Source organism: Sphaerisporangium cinnabarinum (assembly GCF_055567015.1).
The window spans coordinates 49,267-71,119 of sequence record NZ_JBVHRG010000009.1; the positions used below are offsets into that span (position 1 = coordinate 49,267).

General features: G+C 74.5%; 20 protein-coding genes and 1 riboswitch. Of the genes, 6 read left to right on the plus strand and 14 right to left on the minus strand.

All coding sequences use genetic code 11. The annotated features are described in order from the left end of the window. Positions 1–50 precede the first annotated feature (50 nt). From ACZ4MO_RS13710 to ACZ4MO_RS13735, 6 genes are all read right to left on the minus strand, one after another. Entirely contained in the window at positions 51–428 is a 378-nt protein-coding gene (locus ACZ4MO_RS13710; protein WP_175009471.1) for a CrcB family protein, read from the minus strand. After that, on the minus strand, positions 425–871 hold the full coding sequence (locus ACZ4MO_RS13715) for a FluC/FEX family fluoride channel (protein ID WP_255437311.1): 447 nt from the start codon (positions 869–871) through the stop codon (positions 425–427). Before ACZ4MO_RS13715 ends, ACZ4MO_RS13710 begins: the two co-directional genes overlap by 4 nt. After that, on the minus strand, positions 859–1,419 hold the full coding sequence (locus tag ACZ4MO_RS13720; protein WP_114552910.1) for a universal stress protein: 561 nt from the start codon (positions 1,417–1,419) through the stop codon (positions 859–861). The genes ACZ4MO_RS13715 and ACZ4MO_RS13720 overlap by 13 nt, the downstream gene beginning before the upstream one ends. Before the next feature lie 41 nt (positions 1,420–1,460). Further along, positions 1,461–1,535, minus strand: a riboswitch (Fluoride riboswitch). Positions 1,536–1,559: 24 nt separating this feature from the next. After that, positions 1,560–2,942 (minus strand): hypothetical protein, encoded by a 1,383-nt coding sequence (locus ACZ4MO_RS13725; RefSeq protein ID WP_175009470.1) that lies wholly within the window; start codon positions 2,940–2,942, stop codon positions 1,560–1,562. Positions 2,943–3,023: 81 nt separating this feature from the next. After that, positions 3,024–4,295, minus strand: coding sequence for an arginine deiminase (locus ACZ4MO_RS13730; protein ID WP_175009469.1), 1,272 nt, complete (start codon positions 4,293–4,295; stop codon positions 3,024–3,026). A gap of 43 nt (positions 4,296–4,338) precedes the next feature. Further along, positions 4,339–5,790, minus strand: a complete 1,452-nt coding sequence (locus ACZ4MO_RS13735) for a basic amino acid/polyamine antiporter (protein ID WP_175009468.1) — start codon at positions 5,788–5,790, stop codon at positions 4,339–4,341. A gap of 284 nt (positions 5,791–6,074) precedes the next feature. Between ACZ4MO_RS13735 and ACZ4MO_RS13740 the strand changes: the two genes are divergently transcribed. Then, the gene (locus ACZ4MO_RS13740) at positions 6,075–6,506 is read left to right on the plus strand and encodes a hypothetical protein (protein WP_114553709.1); all 432 of its coding nucleotides are present in this window, start codon (positions 6,075–6,077) and stop codon (positions 6,504–6,506) included. 61 nt (positions 6,507–6,567) lie between these two features. Here the strand turns inward: ACZ4MO_RS13740 and ACZ4MO_RS13745 are convergent, their stop codons facing one another. Next, on the minus strand, positions 6,568–7,221 hold the full coding sequence (locus ACZ4MO_RS13745; RefSeq protein WP_175009467.1) for an FCD domain-containing protein: 654 nt from the start codon (positions 7,219–7,221) through the stop codon (positions 6,568–6,570). A 90-nt stretch (positions 7,222–7,311) separates the two neighbouring features. Between ACZ4MO_RS13745 and ACZ4MO_RS13750 the strand changes: the two genes are divergently transcribed. Then, the gene (locus tag ACZ4MO_RS13750) at positions 7,312–8,397 is read left to right on the plus strand and encodes a 3-keto-alpha-glucoside-1,2-lyase-like domain-containing protein (protein WP_175009466.1); all 1,086 of its coding nucleotides are present in this window, start codon (positions 7,312–7,314) and stop codon (positions 8,395–8,397) included. Here ACZ4MO_RS13750 and ACZ4MO_RS13755 read toward each other — a convergent pair. The 4 genes from ACZ4MO_RS13755 to ACZ4MO_RS13770 all read right to left on the minus strand — a co-directional run bounded on the left by ACZ4MO_RS13755 (position 8,394) and on the right by ACZ4MO_RS13770 (position 14,463). Beyond that, entirely contained in the window at positions 8,394–9,209 is an 816-nt protein-coding gene (locus ACZ4MO_RS13755; RefSeq protein ID WP_175009465.1) for an ABC transporter permease, read from the minus strand. The genes ACZ4MO_RS13750 and ACZ4MO_RS13755 overlap by 4 nt on opposite strands. Then, positions 9,206–10,165 carry an ATP-binding cassette domain-containing protein gene (locus ACZ4MO_RS13760; protein WP_175009464.1) on the minus strand — a complete coding sequence of 320 codons (960 nt, stop codon included), beginning with the start codon at positions 10,163–10,165 and terminating at the stop codon, positions 9,206–9,208. Before ACZ4MO_RS13760 ends, ACZ4MO_RS13755 begins: the two co-directional genes overlap by 4 nt. A gap of 132 nt (positions 10,166–10,297) precedes the next feature. Continuing rightward, positions 10,298–13,729, minus strand: a complete 3,432-nt coding sequence (locus tag ACZ4MO_RS13765) for a GH36-type glycosyl hydrolase domain-containing protein (RefSeq protein WP_175009463.1) — start codon at positions 13,727–13,729, stop codon at positions 10,298–10,300. Next, positions 13,726–14,463 carry a TetR family transcriptional regulator gene (locus ACZ4MO_RS13770; RefSeq protein ID WP_175009462.1) on the minus strand — a complete coding sequence of 246 codons (738 nt, stop codon included), beginning with the start codon at positions 14,461–14,463 and terminating at the stop codon, positions 13,726–13,728. Before ACZ4MO_RS13770 ends, ACZ4MO_RS13765 begins: the two co-directional genes overlap by 4 nt. Positions 14,464–14,604: 141 nt before the next feature. Here ACZ4MO_RS13770 and ACZ4MO_RS13775 point away from each other — a divergent pair, with 141 nt between their 5' ends. From ACZ4MO_RS13775 to ACZ4MO_RS13790, 4 genes are read left to right on the plus strand one after another with little or no spacing between them, the layout of a single operon-like run. After that, positions 14,605–15,894, plus strand: a complete 1,290-nt coding sequence (locus ACZ4MO_RS13775) for an extracellular solute-binding protein (RefSeq protein ID WP_074803927.1) — start codon at positions 14,605–14,607, stop codon at positions 15,892–15,894. A 15-nt stretch (positions 15,895–15,909) separates the two neighbouring features. Continuing rightward, on the plus strand, positions 15,910–16,833 hold the full coding sequence (locus tag ACZ4MO_RS13780; protein WP_021481814.1) for a carbohydrate ABC transporter permease: 924 nt from the start codon (positions 15,910–15,912) through the stop codon (positions 16,831–16,833). A gap of 1 nt (position 16,834) precedes the next feature. Then, complete coding sequence (locus ACZ4MO_RS13785) at positions 16,835–17,728, plus strand: ABC transporter permease subunit (RefSeq protein WP_175009461.1); 894 nt, start codon at positions 16,835–16,837, stop codon at positions 17,726–17,728. Between the two features lie 23 nt (positions 17,729–17,751). After that, positions 17,752–18,921, plus strand: coding sequence for a glycoside hydrolase family 1 protein (locus ACZ4MO_RS13790; protein WP_499279080.1), 1,170 nt, complete (start codon positions 17,752–17,754; stop codon positions 18,919–18,921). A gap of 96 nt (positions 18,922–19,017) precedes the next feature. Here ACZ4MO_RS13790 and ACZ4MO_RS13795 read toward each other — a convergent pair whose 3' ends face one another. From ACZ4MO_RS13795 to ACZ4MO_RS13805, 3 genes are read right to left on the minus strand one after another with little or no spacing between them, the layout of a single operon-like run. Next, complete coding sequence (locus ACZ4MO_RS13795) at positions 19,018–19,665, minus strand: transaldolase family protein (protein ID WP_175009460.1); 648 nt, start codon at positions 19,663–19,665, stop codon at positions 19,018–19,020. 22 nt (positions 19,666–19,687) lie between these two features. Next, positions 19,688–21,163, minus strand: coding sequence for an FGGY family carbohydrate kinase (locus ACZ4MO_RS13800; RefSeq protein WP_175009459.1), 1,476 nt, complete (start codon positions 21,161–21,163; stop codon positions 19,688–19,690). A 2-nt stretch (positions 21,164–21,165) separates the two neighbouring features. After that, complete coding sequence (locus ACZ4MO_RS13805) at positions 21,166–21,825, minus strand: KpsF/GutQ family sugar-phosphate isomerase (RefSeq protein ID WP_074803937.1); 660 nt, start codon at positions 21,823–21,825, stop codon at positions 21,166–21,168. Positions 21,826–21,853 lie beyond the last annotated feature (28 nt).

Genomic DNA, 21,853 nt, shown 5'->3' on the forward strand with positions numbered 1-21,853 from the left:
CTGCGCCCGGTCGAGCGCAACCCCCAGGTTGCATCTGGGCCCACGACGCCTCACCCGCCTCCGAGCGCGATCCCCGCCACGGCGGCCGCGAGGCACACGAGCAGCATCCCCAGCGCGTGCACGAGCGCGACCGTGCCGCGGCCCGCGAGCAGGAGCCGCGCCCCCTCCACCGACGCCGTCGAGAACGTGGAGTACCCGCCGAGGAACCCGACGCCGAGCACCGCCACGACGTCCCCCTGGCCCGGGTGCGTCGCCCCCCAGCCCGTGAGGAGCCCCAGCAGGAAGCACGCCGTCACGTTGACCACGAGCGTCCCGAGGGGCGTCGACCAGCGGTTGTGCCGCGCGACGACCGTGTCGAGGAGGAACCGGGACGCCGCCCCGAGACCGCCCGCGACGGCGACGAGCAGCAGGTCGGGGAGCCCCGTCACCGCGCGCCACCGCCCCGGGCGACGCGCCGCCGTCGGGCCGCGGCCCCGAGCGCGACCCCGCCCACCGCCGCCGCGACCCCCAGCGCGACGCTCCCCAGCGCGTAGGCCGCGCCGAGGGCGGCGTGCCCGCCGCTCGCGAGGCGCTCGACCTCGACGACGAACGTCGAGTACGTCGTGAAGCCCCCGAGCACGCCCGTGCCGCACCCGAGCCGGACGGCGCGGCGCCCGCCCGAGTCGGGGCCCGCGCGCAGCAGCGTCTCGAGCAGCGCGCCGAGCACGAACGAGCCGACGAGGTTGATCCAGAACGTCGTCCACGGCCACGCTCCCGGCACGGGCGCGAACGCCTGCTCGAGCAGCGCGCGCGCCGTCGTGCCGACCGCTCCCCCGGCCGCGACGAGGCCCGCGAGCGCGAGCAGCGGGGTCCGGCGCGTCACCTCTCCCACGGGGTGCGGAGCTCCTTCCAGTCCACGACGGCGAGCGGGACCGTGAGCACCGGACGGTGCTGGTGGTGGGCCAGGTGCACGGCGACCGACCCCTCGACGAGCTCGCGCACGTGGGCGAGCGAGCCCTGCGCGCGCGAGCCGACGACGATCACCGCCGCGTCGACGGCGCGCGCGAGGTGGGTCAGCGCGCGGTCGGGCCGCCCCGCGAGGTAGCGCAGCTCCCACGGCACGCGTGCTCCCGCGAGCTCCGCGGCGACCTCGGCGCGCAGGCGCTCGGCGGTGCCCTGCCAGGCGTCGTCGGCGGAGTCCGGGTCGAGGGACGCGTGCGTCACGGACCCGTCCGGGTGCTCCTCGACCACGGCGCGCGACGCGTCGGCGTACGCCGCGACGAGGCGGGACCTGGCGGCGTCCGCCCAGGCCGCCGCCGTGCGGACGACGAGCGGGTCACCGCCCGGGACGACGCCCACCACCACGGCGTGCCCCGCGAACGGGACCATCCGGTCGAGCGCGGGCTGGGGCACCGGCCCCGCGTGCGGCCGTGCTCTCATGCGGCCTCCTCCCGCGGGCAGCGTCCTGCCCGCCGACGTGCGACGAGTCAGGAACCATCAGCCCTGGCGGCGGTTCGGGCGGCTGCGCCCCGGCGGGATCCATCACCGCTCCCAGCGTAGCCAGCGCCGGGACCGTCCGCTCAGCCGGCCTTGGGCTTCGCGAACTTCTTCTCCTCGAACGACTTGGCCAGCTCGTGGTCGGTGACGACGAACCCGACCGCCTGCGCGACCGGGAGCACCTGGTCGCGCTCCAGGCCGTCGTCGATCCCGAGCCGGTACATGATCACGACGGTGCCCGTGCTCAGCATGACCGACGGCGCGTCCCCGTCGTCGAGGATCGCGTACGAGCCCTGGAACCCGGGCTGCGGGACCGCCGCGGCGAGGGTCGGGTGGGCCGGGCCGGTGGTGTCGGCCACGGGGTCGCCCTCGGGCGCGTCGTTGAACGCCGCGGCGGCGCGCTCGGCCTCCTCCTTCGAGCCGACGTCCAGCACGACGACGTCGAGCGCGACGGTCGGGCCGTCGTCGGACACGACGCGCGCCTCGAACCCGGCCTGGCACGAGCCCGCGAGGGCCTGGATCGCGGGGATCGCCGGGACGTCGTCGCACGCGAAGTCGCGCCGCGCGACGAGGGCGATGCGGTCGTCGTTGACGAGGTAGTCGTTGTCGGAGAAGTACTCCCACGACAGGGGCGCGAGCCCGGGGCCCTTCTCGGGGTCCATCTCCGCGCCCGCGCGGTACTCCTGCGCGAGCCACGGCTCGTCGTCCGTGACGTCGGTGTCCGCGGGGTCCTCGGTCTCCTCCGGCTCCGGCTCCGGCTCGGGCTCCGTCGGCGCGTCCGACGTCGCGAGCGCCTGCTCGGCCGTCGGCCCGGGGTCGGGCGCGGCGTCGTCGCGCAGCCCGAGCCACACGCCGAGGGCGCCCGCGACGAGCACGAACGCGCCCACCCCGGCGAGCACCGGCACGAGCCACGGGCGACGCCCGCGGCCCGGCGGGGTCGCGTACGGGGAGAAGCCGTACGGGTCCGACGGCGGCGCGGTCGCCGTCGGGACGACCGTCGCGTCGTCGGGCGCGCCGTAGCCCGGGCCCGACGGCGCCCCGTACGGCGCGGACGGCGTGCCGTAGGGAGCAGGGGGCGGGGTGCCGTGGGTCGGGGCGCCGTAGGGCGCCCCGGGCGCGCCCGCGTACGCCCGGGGCGGCGGGGGCGCGGTGTGCCCGGACGACGTCGCGGCGGGCGGCCACGTCGCACCGGTCTCCGCGGGGGGCCAGGTCGCGCCCGTGTCCGTCGGCGGGAGCGTCCGGTGCGGGTCCGGGCCGCGGTAGCCCTGGGGCGCGGGCGGCGCCCCGCGCTGCCCGTACGGGTCCGTGCCGTACGGGACCTGGGCGTGGGGCTGCCCGGGACCGGGCGGAGGCGGCGGGGGCGGCGTCCCGCCCGGGGTCGCGGCGCCGTCGTCCCCGTACCGCCGCGGCGGCCGCATGACGGTCTGGTCGTCGACCGGCTCGTACGGCTCGGTGGGGTCGGACATCGGGCGGGTCCTCTCGTCGTGGGCGGCCCGTGCAGGGTATCCCGGGAGCCGCGCCGCACCGGTGGTCCGCCGAGCGGCGTCTCAGTCGAGCGGGTCGCGCGCGAGGGGGCACGTCATGCAGTGCCCGCCGCCCCGGCCGCGCCCGAGCTCCGCCCCGACGATCGTCACGACCTCGACGCCCGCGCGCCGCAGCGCCGCGTTGGTCAGGGTGTTGCGGTCGTAGGTGACGACGACGCCCGGCTCGACGGCGACGGCGTTGTTCCCCGAGTCCCACTGCTGCCGCTCGGACGCGTACGCGTCGCCCGCCGTCTCCACGACGCGGAGCGCGGGCAGGTCCAGGGCGCGCGCCACCACGTCGACGAAGGGAGTGTCGCCCTCGTCGGTGATCTCGACGCCCGGCGAACGGTCCGACGGCCGCAGCGTGAACGTGTGGATGCCGTCGACGATCGCCGGGTGCACCGTCACGAGGTCGCGGTCCGCGAACGTGAACACGGTGTCGAGGTGCATCGCCGCGCGCAGCCGCGGCATGCCCGCGACGACCACCTGCTCCGCCGCGCCCGCGTCGAACAGCGCCTTCGCCAGCTGCGAGATCGCCTGCCGCGACGTGCGCTCGCTCATCCCGACGAGCACCGCGCCGTTGCCCACCGGCATGACGTCGCCGCCCTCCAGCGTGGCCTGCCCCCAGTCCTGCTCCGGGTCGCCCCACCACACCGTCGACTCCCGGTACTCGGGGTGGAACGTGTAGACCGCCTTCATGAGGAGCGTCTCCTCCTGGCGCGCCGGCCAGTACAGCGGGTTGAGCGTCAGGCCCCCGTAGACCCAGGACGTCGTGTCCCGCGTGTACAGCGTGTTGGGCAGCGGCGGGAGCAGGTACTCGAACCCGCCCGTCGACTCGCGTGCGAGGTTCACGTAGCCGGTGCGGTAGTCGTCGGGCAGGTCGGTCGTCGCCAGGCCGCCCACGAGGAACCGCGCGAGCTCGCGCTCGCTGAGCGAGTCGAGGTAGGCGCGCGTGCCCTCGACGAGCCCCAGGCCCACCTGGTTCGGCACGACCCTGCGGTCGAGCACCCACGCCCGCGCCTCGGGGATAGCGAGCGTCTGCGCGAGGAGGTCGTGCAGCTCGACGACCTCGACGCCCCGGTTCGTCAGCTTGTTGACGAAGTCGAGGTGGTCGCGCTGGGCCGCCTCCACCCACATGACGTCGTCGAAGAGGAGGTCGTCGGAGTTCGTCGGGGTCAGCCGCTCGTGCGCGAGGCCCGGCGCGCACACGAGGACCTTGCGCAGGCGCCCCACCTCGGAGTGGACGCCGTGCTGGGAGGGCGGGACGGTGGACGGGACGGCGGACGCGACGCTCATGGGTGCTCCCTCTCGGTGGTGCGGTCGGTACGGTCCGGTGCTCTCACAGCGACACCCACCCCGCCGCGAGGCCGACGACGGCGAGCACCGCGAGCGCCACGACGACGCCGAGCAGCGCGAGCTCCGCGGGCCCGAACGCCCGCCGCCCCTGCTCGCGGCGCGTCATGACGAAGAGGACGGTGACGGGCGCGTAGAAGACGAACGCGAGCAGCGCGAGGTCGAGCCCGGCCGCGAAGAGCAGGAAGGCGGTGTACGCCGACGCGAGGACCGCCACCACGAGGTCGCCCGTCAGGGTGCGGGCGGGGGCGCCGTCGTACGTCTCGCGCGTGAGCCGCAGCCGCAGCGCGTACAGCGCGGCCAGCAGGAACGGGATGAGGGTCATCGAGGCGGTGAGGTCGAGCGCGAAGTCGAACGCGTCGTCCGAGAAGTAGGTGACGACGAGCACCACCTGCGAGAGCGCCGTGCTGAGCAGCAGCGCGTTCACCGGCACGTCCTCGCGGCGCGTGCGGGTGAGGAACCGCGGCATGTCGCGGTCCTTGGCCGCGACGAACAGGACCTCCGCGGCCATGAGGGTCCACGCGAGGTAGGCGCCCAGGACGGAGACGATCAGCCCGACGCCCACGAGCACGCTCCCCCACGGCCCGACCGCGGCCTCCAGCACGCCCGCCATCGACGGCTGGCGCAGCTCCGCGATCTCGGCCATCGGCAGGATCCCGTAGGACACGATCGTCACCGACGCGAAGATCGCGAGCACGCTCGTGAACCCGAGGATCGTCGCCCGGCCCACGTCCTCGCGGCGGCGTGCGTGCCGCGAGTAGACGCTCGCGCCCTCGACCCCGAGGAAGACGAACACGGTGACGAGCATCGTGTCGCGCACCTGGTCGAACAGCGACCCGGTGTACGAGGCGCCGTGGAGGTTCTCCGCGAAGACCGCGGGGTCGAACGCGAGGGCGGCGAGCAGGACGAACACGAGGATGGGCACGAGCTTGGCGATCGTGACGATCCGGTTGATCGCCGTCGCCTCCCGGATCCCCTGCCGTACGAGCGCGAAGAAGAGCCACAGCCCGACCGACGAGAGCACGAGCGCGAGCACCGTGTCGCCCGTGCCCAGGGCGGGCACCCACGCCCCGAGCGTCGACATGATGAGCACCCAGTACGTCACGTTGCCCACGCACGCGCTCGCCCAGTACCCGGCGGCGGCGTAGAAGCCCGTGAACTCCCCGAAGCCCGCCTTCGCGTACGCGTAGACCCCGGCGTCGAGCCCCGGCTTGCGCACCGCGAGCCGCTGGAAGACGAGCGCGAGCGTGAACATGCCCGCGCCCGCGACGACCCACGCCACGAGCGCACCCGCGACCCCGGTCTCCTGCGCGAAGCGGCGCGGGAGCGAGAAGACGCCCGCCCCGACCATGGACCCCACGACCATGGCCGTAAGCGTGAGCACGGTGACCTTCGTGGTGCCGGACGCCGTCCCCCGCGCCGTGTCCTCAGCGGCCATGCCCCACGCCCCTCGCGCTCGCGTGCCGGCCCGCGCCGAGCGGCTCGGCGGCGCCGTGCTGACCCGGTCGATGATGGCAGCGTCCCGGTCCGGTCGCGCGTCGGGTGACGGGGATCCCTCGCGCGGCCTACCCCGGGCGCCGTACCCGCCGCCCGATCTCCTCCTCAGGGTGGACACGCGCGCGCGATCGGTACGCGTACGCTGCCCGTGGGTCGCCGGACGCGGCAGGGGGGAACTGCTCGACCGACGAGAGACCGACCGTCGTCCGACCCACCTCACCGCACATGGACATGCTCACCTGGACCGCCGTCGACCACCGGACCTGGCGCGCCCGCAGCGCCTCGCGCGAGTACGTCGTCCGGCGCGACGACACCGGCACCTGGACCCTCGACGGCCCCGACCGCACGTGGGCCGCGCTGCCGAACCTCGAGATCGCCCAGGAGGTCGCCGCGCTCGCCGACGAGGTGCACCACGACGACGACCTGATGACGAGCTACCACGTCGTGACCGCCACGGGCGCTCGGCGCGGCGAGCCGTTCGGCGCCGAGACGGACGAGGACGCGCTCGACGTGCTCCGGGCCCGGCGCCGGGCCGGCAACCTGCCGCTCGCACCCTTCCGCCTGGAGACCACCGACGGCCGCCTGGTCGGCTCGTGGGACAAGGCGGTCCAGATCCCGGGTCGGCCGGTCGGCGACGGGGCGCCCGGGCCGGCCTGACGCGTCGGGCGACGGCACCGGTCGGGACGGCGGCAGGACGCCGCCGGGAGGTCGAGCGGGTTCAGACCGTGCCCCGCCGCGCCGCGAGGGCGGCCCGCCGTCGTCGGCTGCTCTCGACGTGCGCCGTGGCGAGCTCCGCGGCCCGGTCGCCGTCCCGGGCGCGGACCGCCTCGAACAGCGCCAGGTGCTCCTCGGTGACGTCCGCGAGGTCGTCGTGCTGCGAGAGCGCCCACCGCATCCGGCTGCGGATGCCCTGCATCATGTCGTCGAGCAGACGGTTGCCCGCGAGCGCCGTGACGATCTCGTGGAAGTCGGCGGCCGAGCGGCGCGACCCCACCGGGTCGGCCGCGCGCGCACCCTCCTGCTCGCGGTCGAGCGCCGCGCGCAGGCGCTCCAGGCCCGCGGCCTCGTGGCGCTCGGCGGCGAGGCGGAACGCGAGCGGCTCGAGCACGGTGCGGACCTCGTCCAGGTCGGCGAGGTCGGCGTCGGTGAACGCCCGCACGACGGCCCACGTGTGCGGCCGCAGCGCGACGAGCCCCTCCCCCTCCAGGACCTTGAGCGCGTCACGCACAGGGATGCGGCTCACGCCGAACCCGGCGGCGAGGTCGCGCTCGACGAGGCGCGAGCCGGGCTCGCGCACGCCGTCGAGGATCTCGTCCCGCAGCCGGGACGCGACCCGCGCGGACTCCAGCACTCGCTCCTCGGCTCCGGCCACGCGTCGATTCTCGCACCGGCCCGGGTGCCGTTGAGAGCCCGCGCGGACCGTGCGAGGGTGGACGAGACCGCGTCGAACGAGGGAGTTCCGATGACGAGCACCACCCGTACCCCCGCCCGCCCGGCCCGCAGCCGGGGGCGCCGCGCCCGCGTCGCCGGGGCGACCGCCCTCGCCGCGGCGATCGCGCTCGCGGCACCCGCCGCGGCGGTCGCGCCCGCGGCAGCACCCGCCGACGACGGCTACGAGGTGATCCTCGACGGCACGCAGGAGTCGTTCGACGCGTGGGAGTACGCGGGCGACGGCGGGTTCGACCGGCTCGACGACGGCACGGTGCGCAGCCGCGCCGGTGCGGGCGGTGGGTTCGGGACCCTCTGGTACCCGGTGCGGCAGTACGGCGACTTCTCGATGGTGGTCGAGTACCGCGACGACGCCCCCGGCGACGCGCGCGCGAACAGCGGGATCCAGGTGCGGTTCCCCGACCTGTCCGGGCCGGTCGAGGGCTGCCCCACGACGTTCAACGGCAACGAGACGGGCAACCTGTCGTGGATCGCGGTGAACTGTGGCCACGAGATCCAGGTCAACGACTCCCCCGAGGGCGGCTCGAACGACCCCCGCAAGACGGGCTCGGTCTACGGCTTCGCCGACCTCGCCCTCGACGAGGCCCGCCCCACCGCGAAGGGCACGTGGAACGAGCTGGAGGTGCGCGTCGTCGGGCAGCACTACACCGTGATCCGCGACGGCGTCGTGATCAACGAGTACGAGAACCTGCCGGGCGTGCCCTTCCCCGACCGCCCGCTCGACCCGGACTCGAGCTCGCGCGGGCTCGTCGGGTACGTCGGCCTCCAGGCGCACGGCTCCGCGCCGGACGTCGTGTCGTTCCGCGAGGTACGGGTCCGCGAGCTGCCGCCCGTCCACGTCGAGGCCGACGCGCGGTGCCTCGGCGGGACGGCGCACGTCGCCGTCCGCGCCGAGAACGTCGGGAGCGACCCGATCGACCTCACGCTCGGCACGCCGGCCGGCGAGCGCACGTTCGACGCCGTGCCGCCGGGGCGCAACGCGTACCGGTCGTTCAGCGCCCGGGCGGCGGCCGTCGACGCGGGCACCGCGACGCTCACGGTCCCCGGCGCCGACGGACCCGTGGTCGTCGAGACGCCGTACGAGGGCGTCGACTGCTAGCTGCGGGACGTGCGCCCGACGAGCGCGCGGAACGCGAGCGTGAAGCTGACCACCGCGACGAGCGCGATCGCGGCGACGCCCTGCCACAGCGCCGTCGCGTCCCATCCGTCCATGATCAGCGAGCGCAGCGCAGCGAGGAGGTAGGTCACCGGGTTGTACCGCGCGATCGTCGCGAGCCATCCCGTGAGCGCGTCGAGCGGGAGGAACGTCGTCGTGAGGAAGGCGAAGGGGAAGAACAGCAGGAAGCTCGAGTTCACGGCGGCCGGGTTGCCGGTGCGGAGCGCGATCGCGTACGGGAAGCCCGTGAAGGCGAGGCCCCAGAGGCCGGCGAGCAGCAGGAAGAGCAGGACGCCGGGCACCCCGGTCGCGAACTCGACCCCCAGCGCGAAGCCGAGCACCAGCACGGGGACGGACAGCGCCACGACGAGCACGAGGTCGGCGACCATGAGGCCGAGCAGGAGCGCGGTGCGGTGCATCGGGGTGAGCAGGAGCCGGTCGAAGTACCCGTCGGTGATGTCGGTGACCAGCGCGCTGGCACGGGACACGCCGGTCACCGCGAAGACGATGGCCACCGGGATCTGGAACGCCTGGAAGTCGCTCACCCCGGTCGCGGTCGCGACGTCGGACAGCGCGCCGACGTTGACGACGAAGAAGAACAGGGGGATGACGAGCGCGGGGACGATCGCCTCCGGCTCGCGCGGGATCTGCCGCAGCGCACGGATCGCGACCGAGGCCAGGTCGCGCCAGAACCCGGCGGGCCGGCCCGTGATGGTCCGGGCGGCGGCCGCGGCGCGGGACGTCGTCCCGGTCATGAGGGCTCCTCCTCGCCGTCGAGGATGCGCTGGCCGGTGACGCGGAAGAAGACGTCGTCGAGGGTGGGGCGGCGCAGCGTGAGCCCGTCGACCGGGACCCCTGCGCGGTCGAGCGCGAGGGCGACCGGGCTGACGGCCTGGGCGCCGTCGGTGACCGCGACGACGAGGCGCCGCTCGGCGACGTCGATGGAGTCGATGCCGTCGAGACCGTCGAGCGCCGCGCGGGCGCGGTCCGCGTCGGCGGAGGTCTCCACGACGACGAGGTCCGTGCCGACGGAGCTCTTCAGCGCGGTGGGCGTCCCCTCCGCGACGATCCGACCCCGGTTGATGATCCCGACGCGGCCGGCGAGCGCGTCGGCCTCCTCCAGGTACTGCGTGGTGAGGAAGACCGTCATGCCGAGCTCGCGGTTGAGGCGGCGCACCTCCTGCCACACGGCGGCGCGGCTCGTGGGGTCGAGGCCCGTCGTCGGCTCGTCCAGGAAGAGGACCTCGGGGTTGTGGACGAGCGCGAGCGCGAGGTCCAGGCGGCGCTTCATCCCGCCCGAGTACGTGCCGACACGCTCGTCCAGCGCGTCCCCGATGTCGATGAGCTCGCGCAGCGCCGCGACCCGCTGGTCCACCTCCCGGGAGGTCAGCCCGTAGAAGCGTCCTTGGAGGCGCAGCATCTCGACGCCGGTCTGCTTGTCGTCGAGCGCGGCCTCCTGGAGGGCGGCTCCGATCCGCAGCCGGACGGCGGTGGGGTCGCGCGCGACGTCGTGCCCGGCGACGACCGCCGTCCCGGCGGTCGGGGCGAGGAGCGTGCACAGGATCCGGGTCACGGTGGACTTCCCCGCCCCGTTGGGGCCGAGGAACCCGTACACCTCCCCGGCCGCGATCGCGAGGTCGACGCCGTCGACGGCCTGGTGCTGACCGAAGCGGCGCTCCAGGCCTCGCGCGACGATGGCGGCGTCCGGCATGGTCTCCTCCTCCGTGCCCGGCGGCGGCCGCACCACGGACCCCGCACATTCCTCAGTCTGCTGAGGAATGTGCGGCAGCGCACGGGGAGCGACCCGCGCAGCGCGCGGTCCGCGCCCGCCCCACGAACCGGGTCAGATCTCCGAGCCCGCGCCCACCGTGACCTCGACGTGCGGGGCGTCCCCGAGGTCGCGCGTCGCGACGACGACGCCGCGCTGCCGGTAGTCCCCGGCGCGCGGGGTCGCCGGGACGGGCGCGAGCGCGTCCGGGCCGCTCCCGGCGCGCACCTGCACGCCGTCCGCGGTCGCCGCGACGCGGTAGACCACCCGGCGCGAGCGGCCGCCGAGGTCCAGGTCGACGGCGAGCCCGTCCGCCGCCGCGGGCAGCACCGGGTCGACGACGACCTCCCCGCCGCGCTCGGTCAGCCCGAGGACGCCCTGGACGAGCTGGCGCAGGTAGATGCCCGGACCGCTGGAGTACACGCGCCACCCGCCGCGCACCCCGACGCTGCCGTCGCGGAGCCCGTCGAAGTCGCGCGCGAAGCTCTCGCGGTCGGGGAAGTCCGCGTCGCTCGACGAGAAGTAGGCGTTGCGCTGGCGCGGGGCGGCGTGCGCGAGGCGCCGGCCGAGGTCGACCGGGCTGATGCGCAGCAGCTCGTCGAGCGCGCGACCGCGGCCCAGGGCCGCGAGCGCCTCGACGTAGCGGATGTGCGCGTGGACGTACATGAGCCCGATCTCGCGGCCGACGTTCGCGGCCTGCTCGGCGCGCAGGAACGTGTGCGGCACGCCCTCGTCGAACGCGGCCGGGTGGTCCATGAGGCGCACGCCGTCGGGGAAGTGCAGGTGCTCCAGCACGAGCCGCTCGTGGCCCGCGGCCTCCTCGGGCGTGAGGATGCCCGCGATGATCGACTGCGTCATGGGGATGAGGCGGTACCGCATCCCGGAGACGGTGTCCGACGGGTGGATGACGAGCTCGTCGCCGTCGGCGCCGTGGCGCACGTACCCGGCGAGGACGCCGTCCACGAGGGCGCGCTCGCGCAGGTCCGCGCGGACCTCCGCCGCGAGCGTGCCCGCGCGCCCGGAGAGCGCGGCGAGGTCGTCGCGGCCGGCGGTCGTGCGGGCGAGCAGCTCCGCGGCCTGCACGAGCAGCGCGGAGGTCCACGTCGACGCCAGGTCGGTGCGCATGCGCGGGTCGGCGGGCTGGAGCGTGTCGTCCCAGTCGCCCTCGCCGTAGGCGGGCAGCGCCGTGCCGGGCAGGCGGTCCCGGTCGAGGTGGTCGAGCAGGCGGGTCACGTGGTCGCTGACGGTCGCCGCGGCGTCGGGCCCCGAGGCGGCCGGGCGCCGCTGCTCGTGGTCCCAGAACGGGACGACCTCGTCGAGCACGGCGAGGTCGCCGCTCGCCTCCAGGTACTGGGCGAGCGCGAACAGCGGCCACACGACGACGTCACCGTGCGAGGAGTCGTTGTACCGCTCCGCGTAGGCGTCGAACATGAACCACTGCGGGAACTCGCCCCACGTGTGCTGGTGGGCCAGGACGCGCAGCACGATCTCGCGTGCGACGTCGTGGCGGCCGCCCGCGAGCGCGAGCTCGAACGGGCCCTGGCACACGTCGCGCGTGCCCCACGCCGCGCCCGAGTACTGCTCCAGGCCGTGCGGCACGAGGAGATGGATCAGCGCGTCGTGCACGTACCAGGGCACGAGGAGGTCGAGCTCCTGCGTCTCGACCGTCGCGTGCGGCGCGAACCGCAGCCCGCGCATCACGCCGCGGACGGTCTCGACGTGGCGCGCGAGGGTCGCGTCGACGTCGGCCAGGGGGTCGTGCGCGCCCGCGAGGAGCCCGAGCGCGGCGTCGGTCCCGCGCAGCGAGCCGGTGAGCGCGAGCGTGAGCGACCCGGTGCCGGTCGTGCTCGTGAGGCGGCGGGTCGCAGCGCCCCCGGCGCCGGTCTCCGAGCCGGTCTGCGTGGCGGTCTCCTCCACGGCGAGCCGCGCGGACGACGCCAGGGCGTACCGCAGGTCCGGGTAGTGCGCGTCGACGTCGCCGCCCGGCACGGGCCGCACCACGACGGCGTCGCCCGGGGCCGCGGGGACGTGCTCGGCGAGCCAGCCGCCCGCCTCGTCCTCGAGCTCGAGGGTCGCGGTGACGTGCAGCGGGCGCTCGCAGCGCACGGAGACGTCGATGCGGTTCTCGCGGTCGTGCGCGACCGTCCGCACGTCGACCCGCCCGAGCGGCGTCTCGTAGAGCCAGCGGACGCCGCCGACGTCGAGCACGAGCGCGGACGGCAGGCCGAGGAGCCGGGGCCCGCGCCCGTCGTCGACGAGCACGCGCAGGCCGCTGCTGCGCAGCAGGTTGAGGTGGTGGCGGTGCACCGTCGCGAGGCGGTTCGCCGTGGTGTTGCCGAGCACGACGTGCGACGCGAAGACGCCGGGCGCGAACGCGGTCGTGGACAGGACGTCGTCGGTGGGCAGCACGTCGTCGCCCGCCTTGAGCACGTGCCCGTGCGAGCGCTCGGTGACGGTGTCCTTGCGCGCGTCGACGACGTGCGTCCCCGTCGCGGTGAAGAACGACAGGAGCGTGCCGTCGGCGTCGCGCTCGGGCAGGAGCACGTCGTCGGACCCCAGGCCCACGGCGGCGAGCAGCCCGGCCTCGTCGAGCTCGTCGCCCGCGAGGAGCGGGGCGTCGCGCAGCGCGGAGGCGGTCGGCGTGAAGGGTGCGGTCGGGCGGTCGGCGGCCGCGGCGGCGACCGCGGCGGCGGCCCAGCCGGACACCTCGTCGAGGTGCGCCGCGAGCGGCCCGGGGGCGTCGGCGTCGACCACGGTCACGGTGTGCACGACCGCGGTCCCGCCCGAGAGGTCGAGCGGGCGCGAGACGAGCGTCGGCATCGCGTACTCGTACTGGAGCACGCCCGGCTGCACCGGACCGAGGAGGCCGTGCGGCAGCCCGTCGCGGCGCGAGCGCGCGGTGAAGACCTGGAGCGAGTCCGTGAGGTGCGCGACGGCGCCCTCGACGAGGAACGCGACCGCGAGCGGGAGGCGCGGCTGCGCGGACATGGTCTGCCGGCTGACGAGCACGGTCCCGGCGTCGGGGTGCTCGAGCGCGCGGTGCAGCAGGTACTGACACACGTACGGCTCGCTCGACAGCGCCGCGGCGGGCGGCGCGAGCGCCAGGTCCTGCGCGTGCACGACGTCGTAGCGCGTGCCGTCGTCCGTCGCGGGGCCGGCCGTGAGGTCGACGCGCCAGACGAGCGCGCGCCCGTCGAGCGTGAGCGCGACGCGCGTGGCGAGCCCGAGCGCCGCGCCCGACCACACGACGCGGTCGGCGCCGACCTCGACCGCCGTCACGGCGGGGGCCGAGCCGGTGAGGCGCGCAACCTCGACCGTGCCGTCCGGGCGCGTGGCGCGCAGCAGGATCCCGCCGGGCATGCGGTCGTGCTCGCCCGGCAGGTACTGGTTCACGAGCAGGCCGTCCGTGCTGACGGCGCGCACGTCGCCGCCGCCGGTGAGCTCGACGGTCAGCCCGCCCGAGGTGAGCGTGGCGCGGGCGGGGGTCTCGGTCGCGGTGAGGGTCACGCGGTCTCCTGCTCGGTGGTGCGGGGCTCGGGTGCTGCGGGCGACGTGCCGTCGGGGCGCAGCAGCGCGAGGAACTGGTCGAAGAGGGCGACCATGTCGACGTTGTCGGGGTCGAGCAGCCACTGGAGCTGCAGGCCGTCCATGACGGCGGAGAAGAGCTGGCCGATCGCCGCCGGGTCGACCTCGGGGCGCAGCTCGCCCCGGGCGACGGCGTCCTGGAAGCGGGTGTCGTCCTGGTGGCGCAGCGCGCGGTAGCGGTCGCGGACGACGTCGTGCGCGGGGTGGCTCGCGTCCGTCGCCTCGGCCGCGACCACCACGTGGAGGGACACGAGGCCGGGCGTCTCTGCGTTGCGCCGCACCTGGTCGCGGATGGTCGTCAGCAGGTCGGCGCCGGCGGCCTCGTCCTCGCCGCGGCGCACCCGGTCGCGCCGGTCGCGCTCCTCCAGGGTCGCGGTGAGGAGACCGGCCTTGCTGCCGAAGTGGTGCAGCAGCCCGGCCTCGGAGATCCCGACGCGGGCCGCGATCTCGCGCAGCGAGCTGCCGCGGAAGCCCTGCTCGCCGAACACCTCCACCGCCGTGCGGAGGATCTCGCGGCGGCGCTGCTCGCCGCGGACGATGCGGCGGTCCGGGAGGCCGGCCGCCGTCGTGCCGCGAGCGCCCGTCGCGGTCGTCGTCCCCGGGCCCCCGGCCGTCCCCGTCGTGGCGCCGCCACCTGCGGGGTCGCTCTCGTTCATCACCGTCTCCTTCGGCAGGTCTGTCGGCGCCAACGGTACGGCCTGGACGCCCCGGTTGAAAATACTAACCGAGCGCACGCTAAGGTAGTTTCCACAGCGGCTCACACGGACGAGCCGACTGCTCGATGAGGAGGATTGCTCATGAAGCTCGGACGCAAGGCGGTCGCCATCGGCGTCGTCGGACTCCTGGCCCTGACCGCGTGCGGTCGCGCGGACGACGACTCCACGGGTGGTGAGACCAGCGCCGGATCCACCACGACGGTGGACGACGCGCCCGCGGAGGGTGACATCACGATCTGGGCGATGGGTGAGGAGGGCGAGAAGCTGCCCGACTTCGTCCAGGGCTTCACGGAGGAGAACCCCGACGCGAACGTCGAGGTCACCACGATCCCGTGGGCCGACGTCATGACGAAGTTCCAGACCGCCGTCGCCGCGGGCACCGTGCCCGACGCGATCATGATCGGCTCGTCCTTCATGCCGACGATGGTCGCGACCGGCGGCCTCGCCCCCGTCCCCGAGGGCCTCGTCGACAACGCCGACTTCGTCGAGGGCGCCGCCGCCTCGACCGTCGCCGACGGCGTCGCGTACGGCGTGCCGTGGTACGTCGAGACGCGCGTCCTGTACTACCGCTCCGACCTCGCCCAGGCCGCGGGCGTCGAGGCTCCCACCAGCTGGGAGGAGCTCACCGCGTTCGCGGAGGCCATGAAGGCCAACGGCTCGACCTACGGCCTCCAGCTCCCGATGGGCGACGCCGAGGACTCGACGCAGGTCATCCTGCCGTTCTACTCGCAGGCCGGCGGCTCCGTCCTCAACGAGGCCGGCGACGGGTTCGACCTCGACAACCAGGCCATGGTCGACGCGCTCGACTACTACGCGTCCTTCTTCACCGAGGGCCTGTCGCCGCTGTCCGGCTACGGCGACTCGCAGAACAGCGCGTTCGTCGACGGCTCCGACCCGGCGTTCATCTCCGGGCCGTGGATGGTCAACGTGCTCGCCGACCTCCAGGGCGACGACTGGGTCGAGCAGAACGTGGCCACCGTGCCCGTGCCTGCCGGCTCCGCCAACAACGACTCCTACATCGGCGGCGCGCACCTCGGCGTCTTCGCCGAGGCCAAGAACGCCGACGGCGCCTGGAAGCTCATCCGCTGGCTCTCCGAGCCCGAGACGCAGCAGGCGTGGTTCGACGCGACGAGCGACCTGCCCGCGCTGAACAGCGCGTGGGACTACGAGGCGCTCACCTCGAACCCCCGCACGCAGGTGCTCCAGGAGCAGCTCGAGAACACGATCGCCCCGCCGACCGTCCCGAGCTGGGACGAGCTCTCGGCCACCATCGAGACCGAGGCCGAGAAGGTCGCCAACGGTCAGGTGACCTCCGAGGACGCGGCCAAGGCCATCCAGGCCAAGGCCGACACGCTCGGGCTCGGCTGGTAACAGGGCCCGTCGGTCATGACCACCACCACCGAGGGACGGCGCCGGCGTACGGCCGGCGCCGTCCACCGGCGACGGCAAGCGCTCGTCGCCTGGCTGTTCGCGCTCCCGTTCGTCGCGGTCTTCACGGTCTTCATGCTGGGGCCGCTGCTCGCGTCGTTCGGGATGTCGTTCTCGGACCTCACGATCCGTGACATCAAGACCCCGTTCGCGGTGAACTTCGTCGGGATCGAGAACTTCACCGGCGTCTTCCAGGACGAGCTGTTCCGCAAGGCGCTGGTCAACACCTTCTACTTCGTCCTCGTCGGCATCCCGCTGACGATGGTGCTCGGCCTCGCCCTGGCCGTCGCGCTCAACTCGGGCATCGAGAAGTTCCGGAGCGTCTTCCGGGTCGGCTTCTACACGCCCGTCGTGACGTCGATCGTCGCCGTGGCGGTCGTCTGGCGGTTCATCCTCCAGGACTCGGGCCTCGTCAACACCGTGCTCGGCTGGGTCGGGATCGACGGTCCCGACTGGCTCAACGACAGCACGTGGGCGATGCCGTCGATCATCCTCATGGCCGCGTGGCGCAACATGGGCACGCTCATGATCATCTTCCTGGCCGGCCTCCAGGCGATCCCCCGCGACGTCTACGAGGCGGCCGAGGTCGACGGCGCCGGCTCGTGGCGGCGCTTCCGCTCCATCACGGTCCCGCTGATGCGCCCGACGCTGCTGCTCGGCGCGGTGCTGCTGTCGGTCGGCTTCCTCCAGGTGTTCGAGGAGCCCTTCGTCATGACGAAGGGCGGCCCGGTCAACTCGACGCTGACCATCAGCTACTACGTCTACAACCAGTTCGGGTACGGCAACTACGCGTTCGCCTCCGCAGCCGCGTACGTGCTCTTCGCGCTGATCGCCGCCCTCGCCGCCGTCCAGTTCCGCCTGCTGCGGTCGAAGGAGGATTGACATGACCGTCACGTCCTCGCGGACCCCCTCCGCGACGTCGGCCCCCCAGGACGCGCCGCGCCGTCGGCCGCGACGCCCGGTCCGCTGGTCGCGCGGCGCCACGTACACCGCGCTCGTCGTCGGGCTGCTCCTGACGCTCATGCCGTTCATCTGGATGGCGCTCGGCAGCTTCAAGACGCAGGGCGAGCTCCTGCAGCGGCCCATCACCTGGTGGCCCGAGAACCCGACGCTCGACAACTACGAGCGGTGGCTGTCCCAGCTCAACTACGGGCAATACTTCACCAACTCGATCGTCGTCGCCGTCGCCGTGGTGCTCGGCAACATCATCTTCTGCTCGATGGTCGGCTACGCCCTCGCGAAGATGCAGTTCCCCGGCAAGAAGGTGCTGTTCGCGCTCGTCATGCTCACGCTGATGGTCCCGGGCGTCGTCACGCTCGTGCCGATGTTCGTGCTCGTGTCCAACATGGGGCTCGTCAACACCTACCCGGCGCTCATCCTGCCGTTCCTCGCCGGCCCGCTCGGCGTGTTCCTCATGCGGCAGTTCATGCTCGGCATCCCGGACGCGCTCATCGAGGCCGCCCGGATCGACGGCGCGGGCGAGTTCCGGGTCTTCTTCCGGATCGTGCTCCCCCAGTGCGGGCCGCCGCTCGCGACGCTGAGCATCCTCACGTTCCTCGGGTCGTGGAACAACTTCCTGTGGCCCCTGGTCGTCGCGCAGACGGAGAACATGTACACCCTCCCCGTCGCGCTCTCGCTGTACTCGGTCGGCTCGAACGGCACCTACTACGGCCTGCTCATGGCCGGGTCCGTGCTCGTCGTGACGCCGATCCTCATCCTGTTCCTGTTCCTGCAGCGCTACTTCGTGCAGGGCATCGCCATGACCGGCATCAAGTGACCGGCGACCGACGAGGAGAGCCTGTGTCGATCACCTTCCCCGAGTCCTTCGTCTGGGGCGCCGCCACGGCGGCCCACCAGATCGAGGGCAACAACGTCAACAGCGACTGGTGGGCGCGCGAGGTCGACCCGGCCTCGACCCTCGCCGAGCCGTCGGGCGACGCCGCCGACTCCTACCACCGGTACGCCGAGGACGTCCGGCTCCTGGCCGAGTCCGGGCTCACCTCGTACCGGTTCTCGATCGAGTGGGCGCGCATCGAGCCGGCCGAGGGCCGCTTCTCGCGGGCCGAGCTCGACCACTACCGCCGCATGATCGACTGCTGCCTCGAGCACGGGGTCACGCCGCTCGTCACGCTGCACCACTTCACGTCGCCGCGCTGGTTCGCGGAGGACGGCGGCTGGACCGACCCGCGGTCCGTCGACCGGTTCGCGCGGTACGTCGAGCACGTGCTGCCGCTGCTCGACCGCGCGTCGCACGTGTTCACCATCAACGAGCCGAACATCCTCGCGATGATGATCACGGCCGCCAAGGGCGCCGAGCAGCTCCAGGCCGGCACCATGCACGCGCCCGACCCGGTCGCGACCGAGCACCTCGTCGCCGCGCACCGCCGGGCCGTCGAGCTCGTGCGGACCGTCGGGGTGCCCGTCGGGTGGCCCGTCGCGCCGCAGCAGTTCTTCGCCGACCCGGGCGCCGAGGAGGTCCTGCGCGAGTACGCCTACCCGCGCGAGACCGTCTTCCTCGAGGCCTCGCGCGGCGACGACTTCGTCGCCGTCCAGGCCTACACGCGCACGCGCATCACCGTGGACGGGCCGCTGCCCGCCCCGGAGGACTCGGAGAAGACGCTCACCGGGTGGGAGTACTACCCGGCCGCCATCGCGGAGGCCGCGCGCCTCGGCCACGAGATCACCGGCCTGCCGGTCCTCGTCTCCGAGAACGGCATCGCGACGGCGGACGACGCGCGCCGCATCGACTACACGCGCGACGCCCTGCGCGCGCTGCACGCCGAGATGGAGGCGGGCCTCCCGCTGCTCGGCTACCTGCACTGGTCGCTGCTCGACAACTACGAGTGGGGCTCGTTCGCGCCGACGTTCGGGCTCGTCGCGTGGGACCCGGAGACCTTCGAGCGCACGCCCAAGCCCAGCCTCGGCTGGCTCGGCGGCGTCGCCCGCGGGACCGTCTCGCTCGACGGCTGACGCGCCGCGGTCACGACCGCGCCGCACCCCTCGCACGTCACGACGCGGGGCAGGGACGACGTCCCTGCCCCGCGTCGTGCGTTCGCCCGGGTCGCGTCATCCCGCCGCGCGGGCGTCCGTCTCGAACTGCGCCGCCGCGGCGACGGTGTCCGGGTTCTCCAGGAGCGCCGCGCAGAGCGCGGTGGACAGCGTGAGGTCCTCGATCCCGCGGGCCGCGAGCGCCGCGACCTGGGCCGTGTCGCGCAGGCTCGCCGCGAGCACGCGGCAGCCCTGGCCCGACGCGCGCAGCGCGGCGTGGAGGTCGGCCGTCTGCCCGACCCCGTCGAGCCCCAGGTCGCTCATCCGCCCGACGTAGGGCGCGATCCAGCCCGCGCCCGCCGCGTCCGCGACGAGAGCCTGCGACGCGTGGTAGACCGCCGTCGCGAGCACGGGCACCCCTTCGCGCGTGAGCCGACGGGAGACGGCGAGCCCGTCGCGCGTCGCCGGCAGCTTCACGACGACGTCCGGGCCGAGGTCGGCGAGCTGCCGCCCGTGGGTCTCGAGCGCCGTCTCGTCCGGCCCGACGGCCTGCAGGAACACCGTCCCGGCTCCCGCCGCGCGGGCCCACCGGAGCACGGTGGGGACGTCGTCGACGGTGAGGCCCGCGCGGCGCAGGATCGTCGGGTTCGTGGTGACGCCGGCGAACAGGCCGGTCGCGAGCAGCCGCTCGACCTGGTCGCGGTCGGCGGAGTCGATGTACAGCATGCGTTCTCCCTGGAGGGTGTGGTCAGGTCGCGGACGGCCGCGGACGGTCCGCGACCGTGGCGAGCAGGTCGTAGTGGGCGGCGTCGATCGTGGCGGGGTCCGTGCGCGGCGGGACGGCGTCGAGCGCGAACGGGCGCCACCGCTCGGCCGTGCCGGCCACGGTCGCGCCCTCGAGCACGGCCACCGCCTGGACGCAGGCCCCGCGCGCCGTCGCCTCCGGGGCGGCACGGCGGACGACGGGACGTCCGAGCGCGTCGGCGAGGACCTGCCGGTACGCGAGCGAGCGCGCGCCGCCGCCGTTGACGACGACCTCGCCGCTCGTGTCGACGCCCGCGCGCTCCAGCGCCCGGGCGGCCCCGACGAGCCCCGCCACGACGCCCTCGTACGCGGCGAGCGCCACGTCCTCCCGGGTCGTCTCGCCGGTGATGCCGCCGAGCACGCCGGTCGCGCCCGGTCGCCGCGGGGTGCGCTCGCCGTCGAGGTAGGCGACGAGCGTCGGGCGCTGCGCCCGGACGGGCGCCGCGAGGGCCAGGCGCTCGAGGGTCGCGTGGTCGACGTCGAGGAGCCGCGCGAACGTGTCGGTGACCTTGGCGGCGTTGAGGGTGCAGGCCAGGGGCAGGTACCCGCCGGTCGCGTCGCACACGGAGTCGACCGTGCCGAGGGGGTCGACGACGGACGTGCGGCGCGGGCTCAGGACGACGCCCGAGGTCCCGAGCGAGACGCCGAGGTCGCCCTCGGCGAGCCCGAGCCCGACGGCGGCGAGGTGCTGGTCCCCTCCGCCCGGCCCCACCACGACGCCCGGCCCGAGCCCGAGCTCCGCCGCGACGTGCGGGCGCACCGTCCCGGCCGGGGTGTCCGGCCCGAGGACGGTCGGCAGCACGTCGGCCCAGCCGACCTCGGACGAGACGAAGCGCTCCAGGAGCTCGGGTCGCCACTCGCCCCGGTGGACGTCGAGGTAGCCCGTCCCGGCGGCGTCGGACCGGTCGGTGACCGCCTCCCCGGTGAGCCGGTACGTGAGGTAGTCGTGAGGCACGAGCACGTGCGCGACGCGGTCGAGGAGCGCGGGTTCGGTCGTCGCCACGTGGGCGAGCTTCATGATCGTGAGCGCCGACGACGGCGCCATGCCGACGTCCTGCATCCACCGCTCGAGGCCGTACTCGTGGGCGATCCGCGCCGCCTCCGGGCCCGCCGTCGTGTCGTTCCACAGGGGGGCGGTCGCCAAGGGCTCGCCGTCCCGGCCCAGGAGCACGAGACCGTGGCACTGGGCGCCGACGGCGAGCGCGACCACCTGCCGCGCGTCGGCGTCGGCGTCGCGCAGGGCACCGGAGAACGCCGCGCGGAACGCCGCCCACCACGCGCGCGGGTCCTGTCTGCTGACCGGGGGCGCGGTCCGCGGGTGGGGGGCCGAGGCGGTCCCCACGAGCGCGCCGTCGTCCCGGCGACGCAGCTCGACGGTGCAGGACTGGGTCGACGAGTCGACCCCTGCGACAAGGTCCATGTCTACTTCCAGTAGGGCTCGAGGGGAGGCAGCTCCTGGGGCGCCTCGTCGATCTTGCCGACCGCCCCGGAGGGGTGCGAGTGCAGGACGTTCGCCCACGAGTACCCGCGCATCCGCATGAGGACCACGGCGAGCGCGTCGCCCCACGCCGCCGTCACGAGGGTCGAGCCCATCGCGATGACCTCGCCGGGGTCGATCCCGGGGATCATCGTCAGCTCGACCACGACGTCCGCGTTCCGGGCGAGGCGCGACGAGGCGTCCGCCGTGACCGCCACGACGGTGTCGACGCCGCGCTCCTTGGCCCGCACGACGAGGTCGTTGATCTCGTCGCTCCCTCCGCCCCGCGAGATCGCGACGAGGATGTCGCCCGGCGCCATCGCGCCCATCGTGCCGTGGAGCGCGTCCGCCCCCGAGATGAACACCGACGGGGTGCCGGACACCGAGAGCAGGTGCGCCATGCGGCGCGCGACCGCGCCGGAGGTGCCCGCCCCCGTGACGAAGACCTTGCCCGTGCACTCGTACACCCGCTGGACCACGTCCAGGAACACGTCGTCCAGGTCCGTCGCGCTCGCGGCGACTCCCTGCGCCTCGTGCGCGACGACGGCCCGGGCGGTCTCCAGCACGGCGGCCCGGCGTCGCGTCGTGATCTCGGGGATGGTCATGGGTGCTCCTCGTCCAGGGGTGTTCGGT

Bases quoted from the DNA above. Each gene is read 5' to 3' on its own strand.
- ACZ4MO_RS13720 (WP_114552910.1), bottom strand. From the start codon at position 1,419: ATGAGAGCACGGCCGCACGCGGGGCCGGTGCCCCAGCCCGCGCTCGAC.
- ACZ4MO_RS13725 (WP_175009470.1), bottom strand. From the start codon at position 2,942: ATGTCCGACCCCACCGAGCCGTACGAGCCGGTCGACGACCAGACCGTC.
- ACZ4MO_RS13730 (WP_175009469.1), bottom strand. From the start codon at position 4,295: ATGAGCGTCGCGTCCGCCGTCCCGTCCACCGTCCCGCCCTCCCAGCAC.
- ACZ4MO_RS13735 (WP_175009468.1), bottom strand. From the start codon at position 5,790: ATGGCCGCTGAGGACACGGCGCGGGGGACGGCGTCCGGCACCACGAAG.
- ACZ4MO_RS13740 (WP_114553709.1), top strand. From the start codon at position 6,075: ATGGACATGCTCACCTGGACCGCCGTCGACCACCGGACCTGGCGCGCC.
- ACZ4MO_RS13750 (WP_175009466.1), top strand. From the start codon at position 7,312: ATGACGAGCACCACCCGTACCCCCGCCCGCCCGGCCCGCAGCCGGGGG.
- ACZ4MO_RS13755 (WP_175009465.1), bottom strand. From the start codon at position 9,209: ATGACCGGGACGACGTCCCGCGCCGCGGCCGCCGCCCGGACCATCACG.
- ACZ4MO_RS13760 (WP_175009464.1), bottom strand. From the start codon at position 10,165: ATGCCGGACGCCGCCATCGTCGCGCGAGGCCTGGAGCGCCGCTTCGGT.
- ACZ4MO_RS13770 (WP_175009462.1), bottom strand. From the start codon at position 14,463: ATGAACGAGAGCGACCCCGCAGGTGGCGGCGCCACGACGGGGACGGCC.
- ACZ4MO_RS13775 (WP_074803927.1), top strand. From the start codon at position 14,605: ATGAAGCTCGGACGCAAGGCGGTCGCCATCGGCGTCGTCGGACTCCTG.
- ACZ4MO_RS13780 (WP_021481814.1), top strand. From the start codon at position 15,910: ATGACCACCACCACCGAGGGACGGCGCCGGCGTACGGCCGGCGCCGTC.
- ACZ4MO_RS13785 (WP_175009461.1), top strand. From the start codon at position 16,835: ATGACCGTCACGTCCTCGCGGACCCCCTCCGCGACGTCGGCCCCCCAG.
- ACZ4MO_RS13795 (WP_175009460.1), bottom strand. From the start codon at position 19,665: ATGCTGTACATCGACTCCGCCGACCGCGACCAGGTCGAGCGGCTGCTC.
- ACZ4MO_RS13800 (WP_175009459.1), bottom strand. From the start codon at position 21,163: ATGGACCTTGTCGCAGGGGTCGACTCGTCGACCCAGTCCTGCACCGTC.
- ACZ4MO_RS13805 (WP_074803937.1), bottom strand. From the start codon at position 21,825: ATGACCATCCCCGAGATCACGACGCGACGCCGGGCCGCCGTGCTGGAG.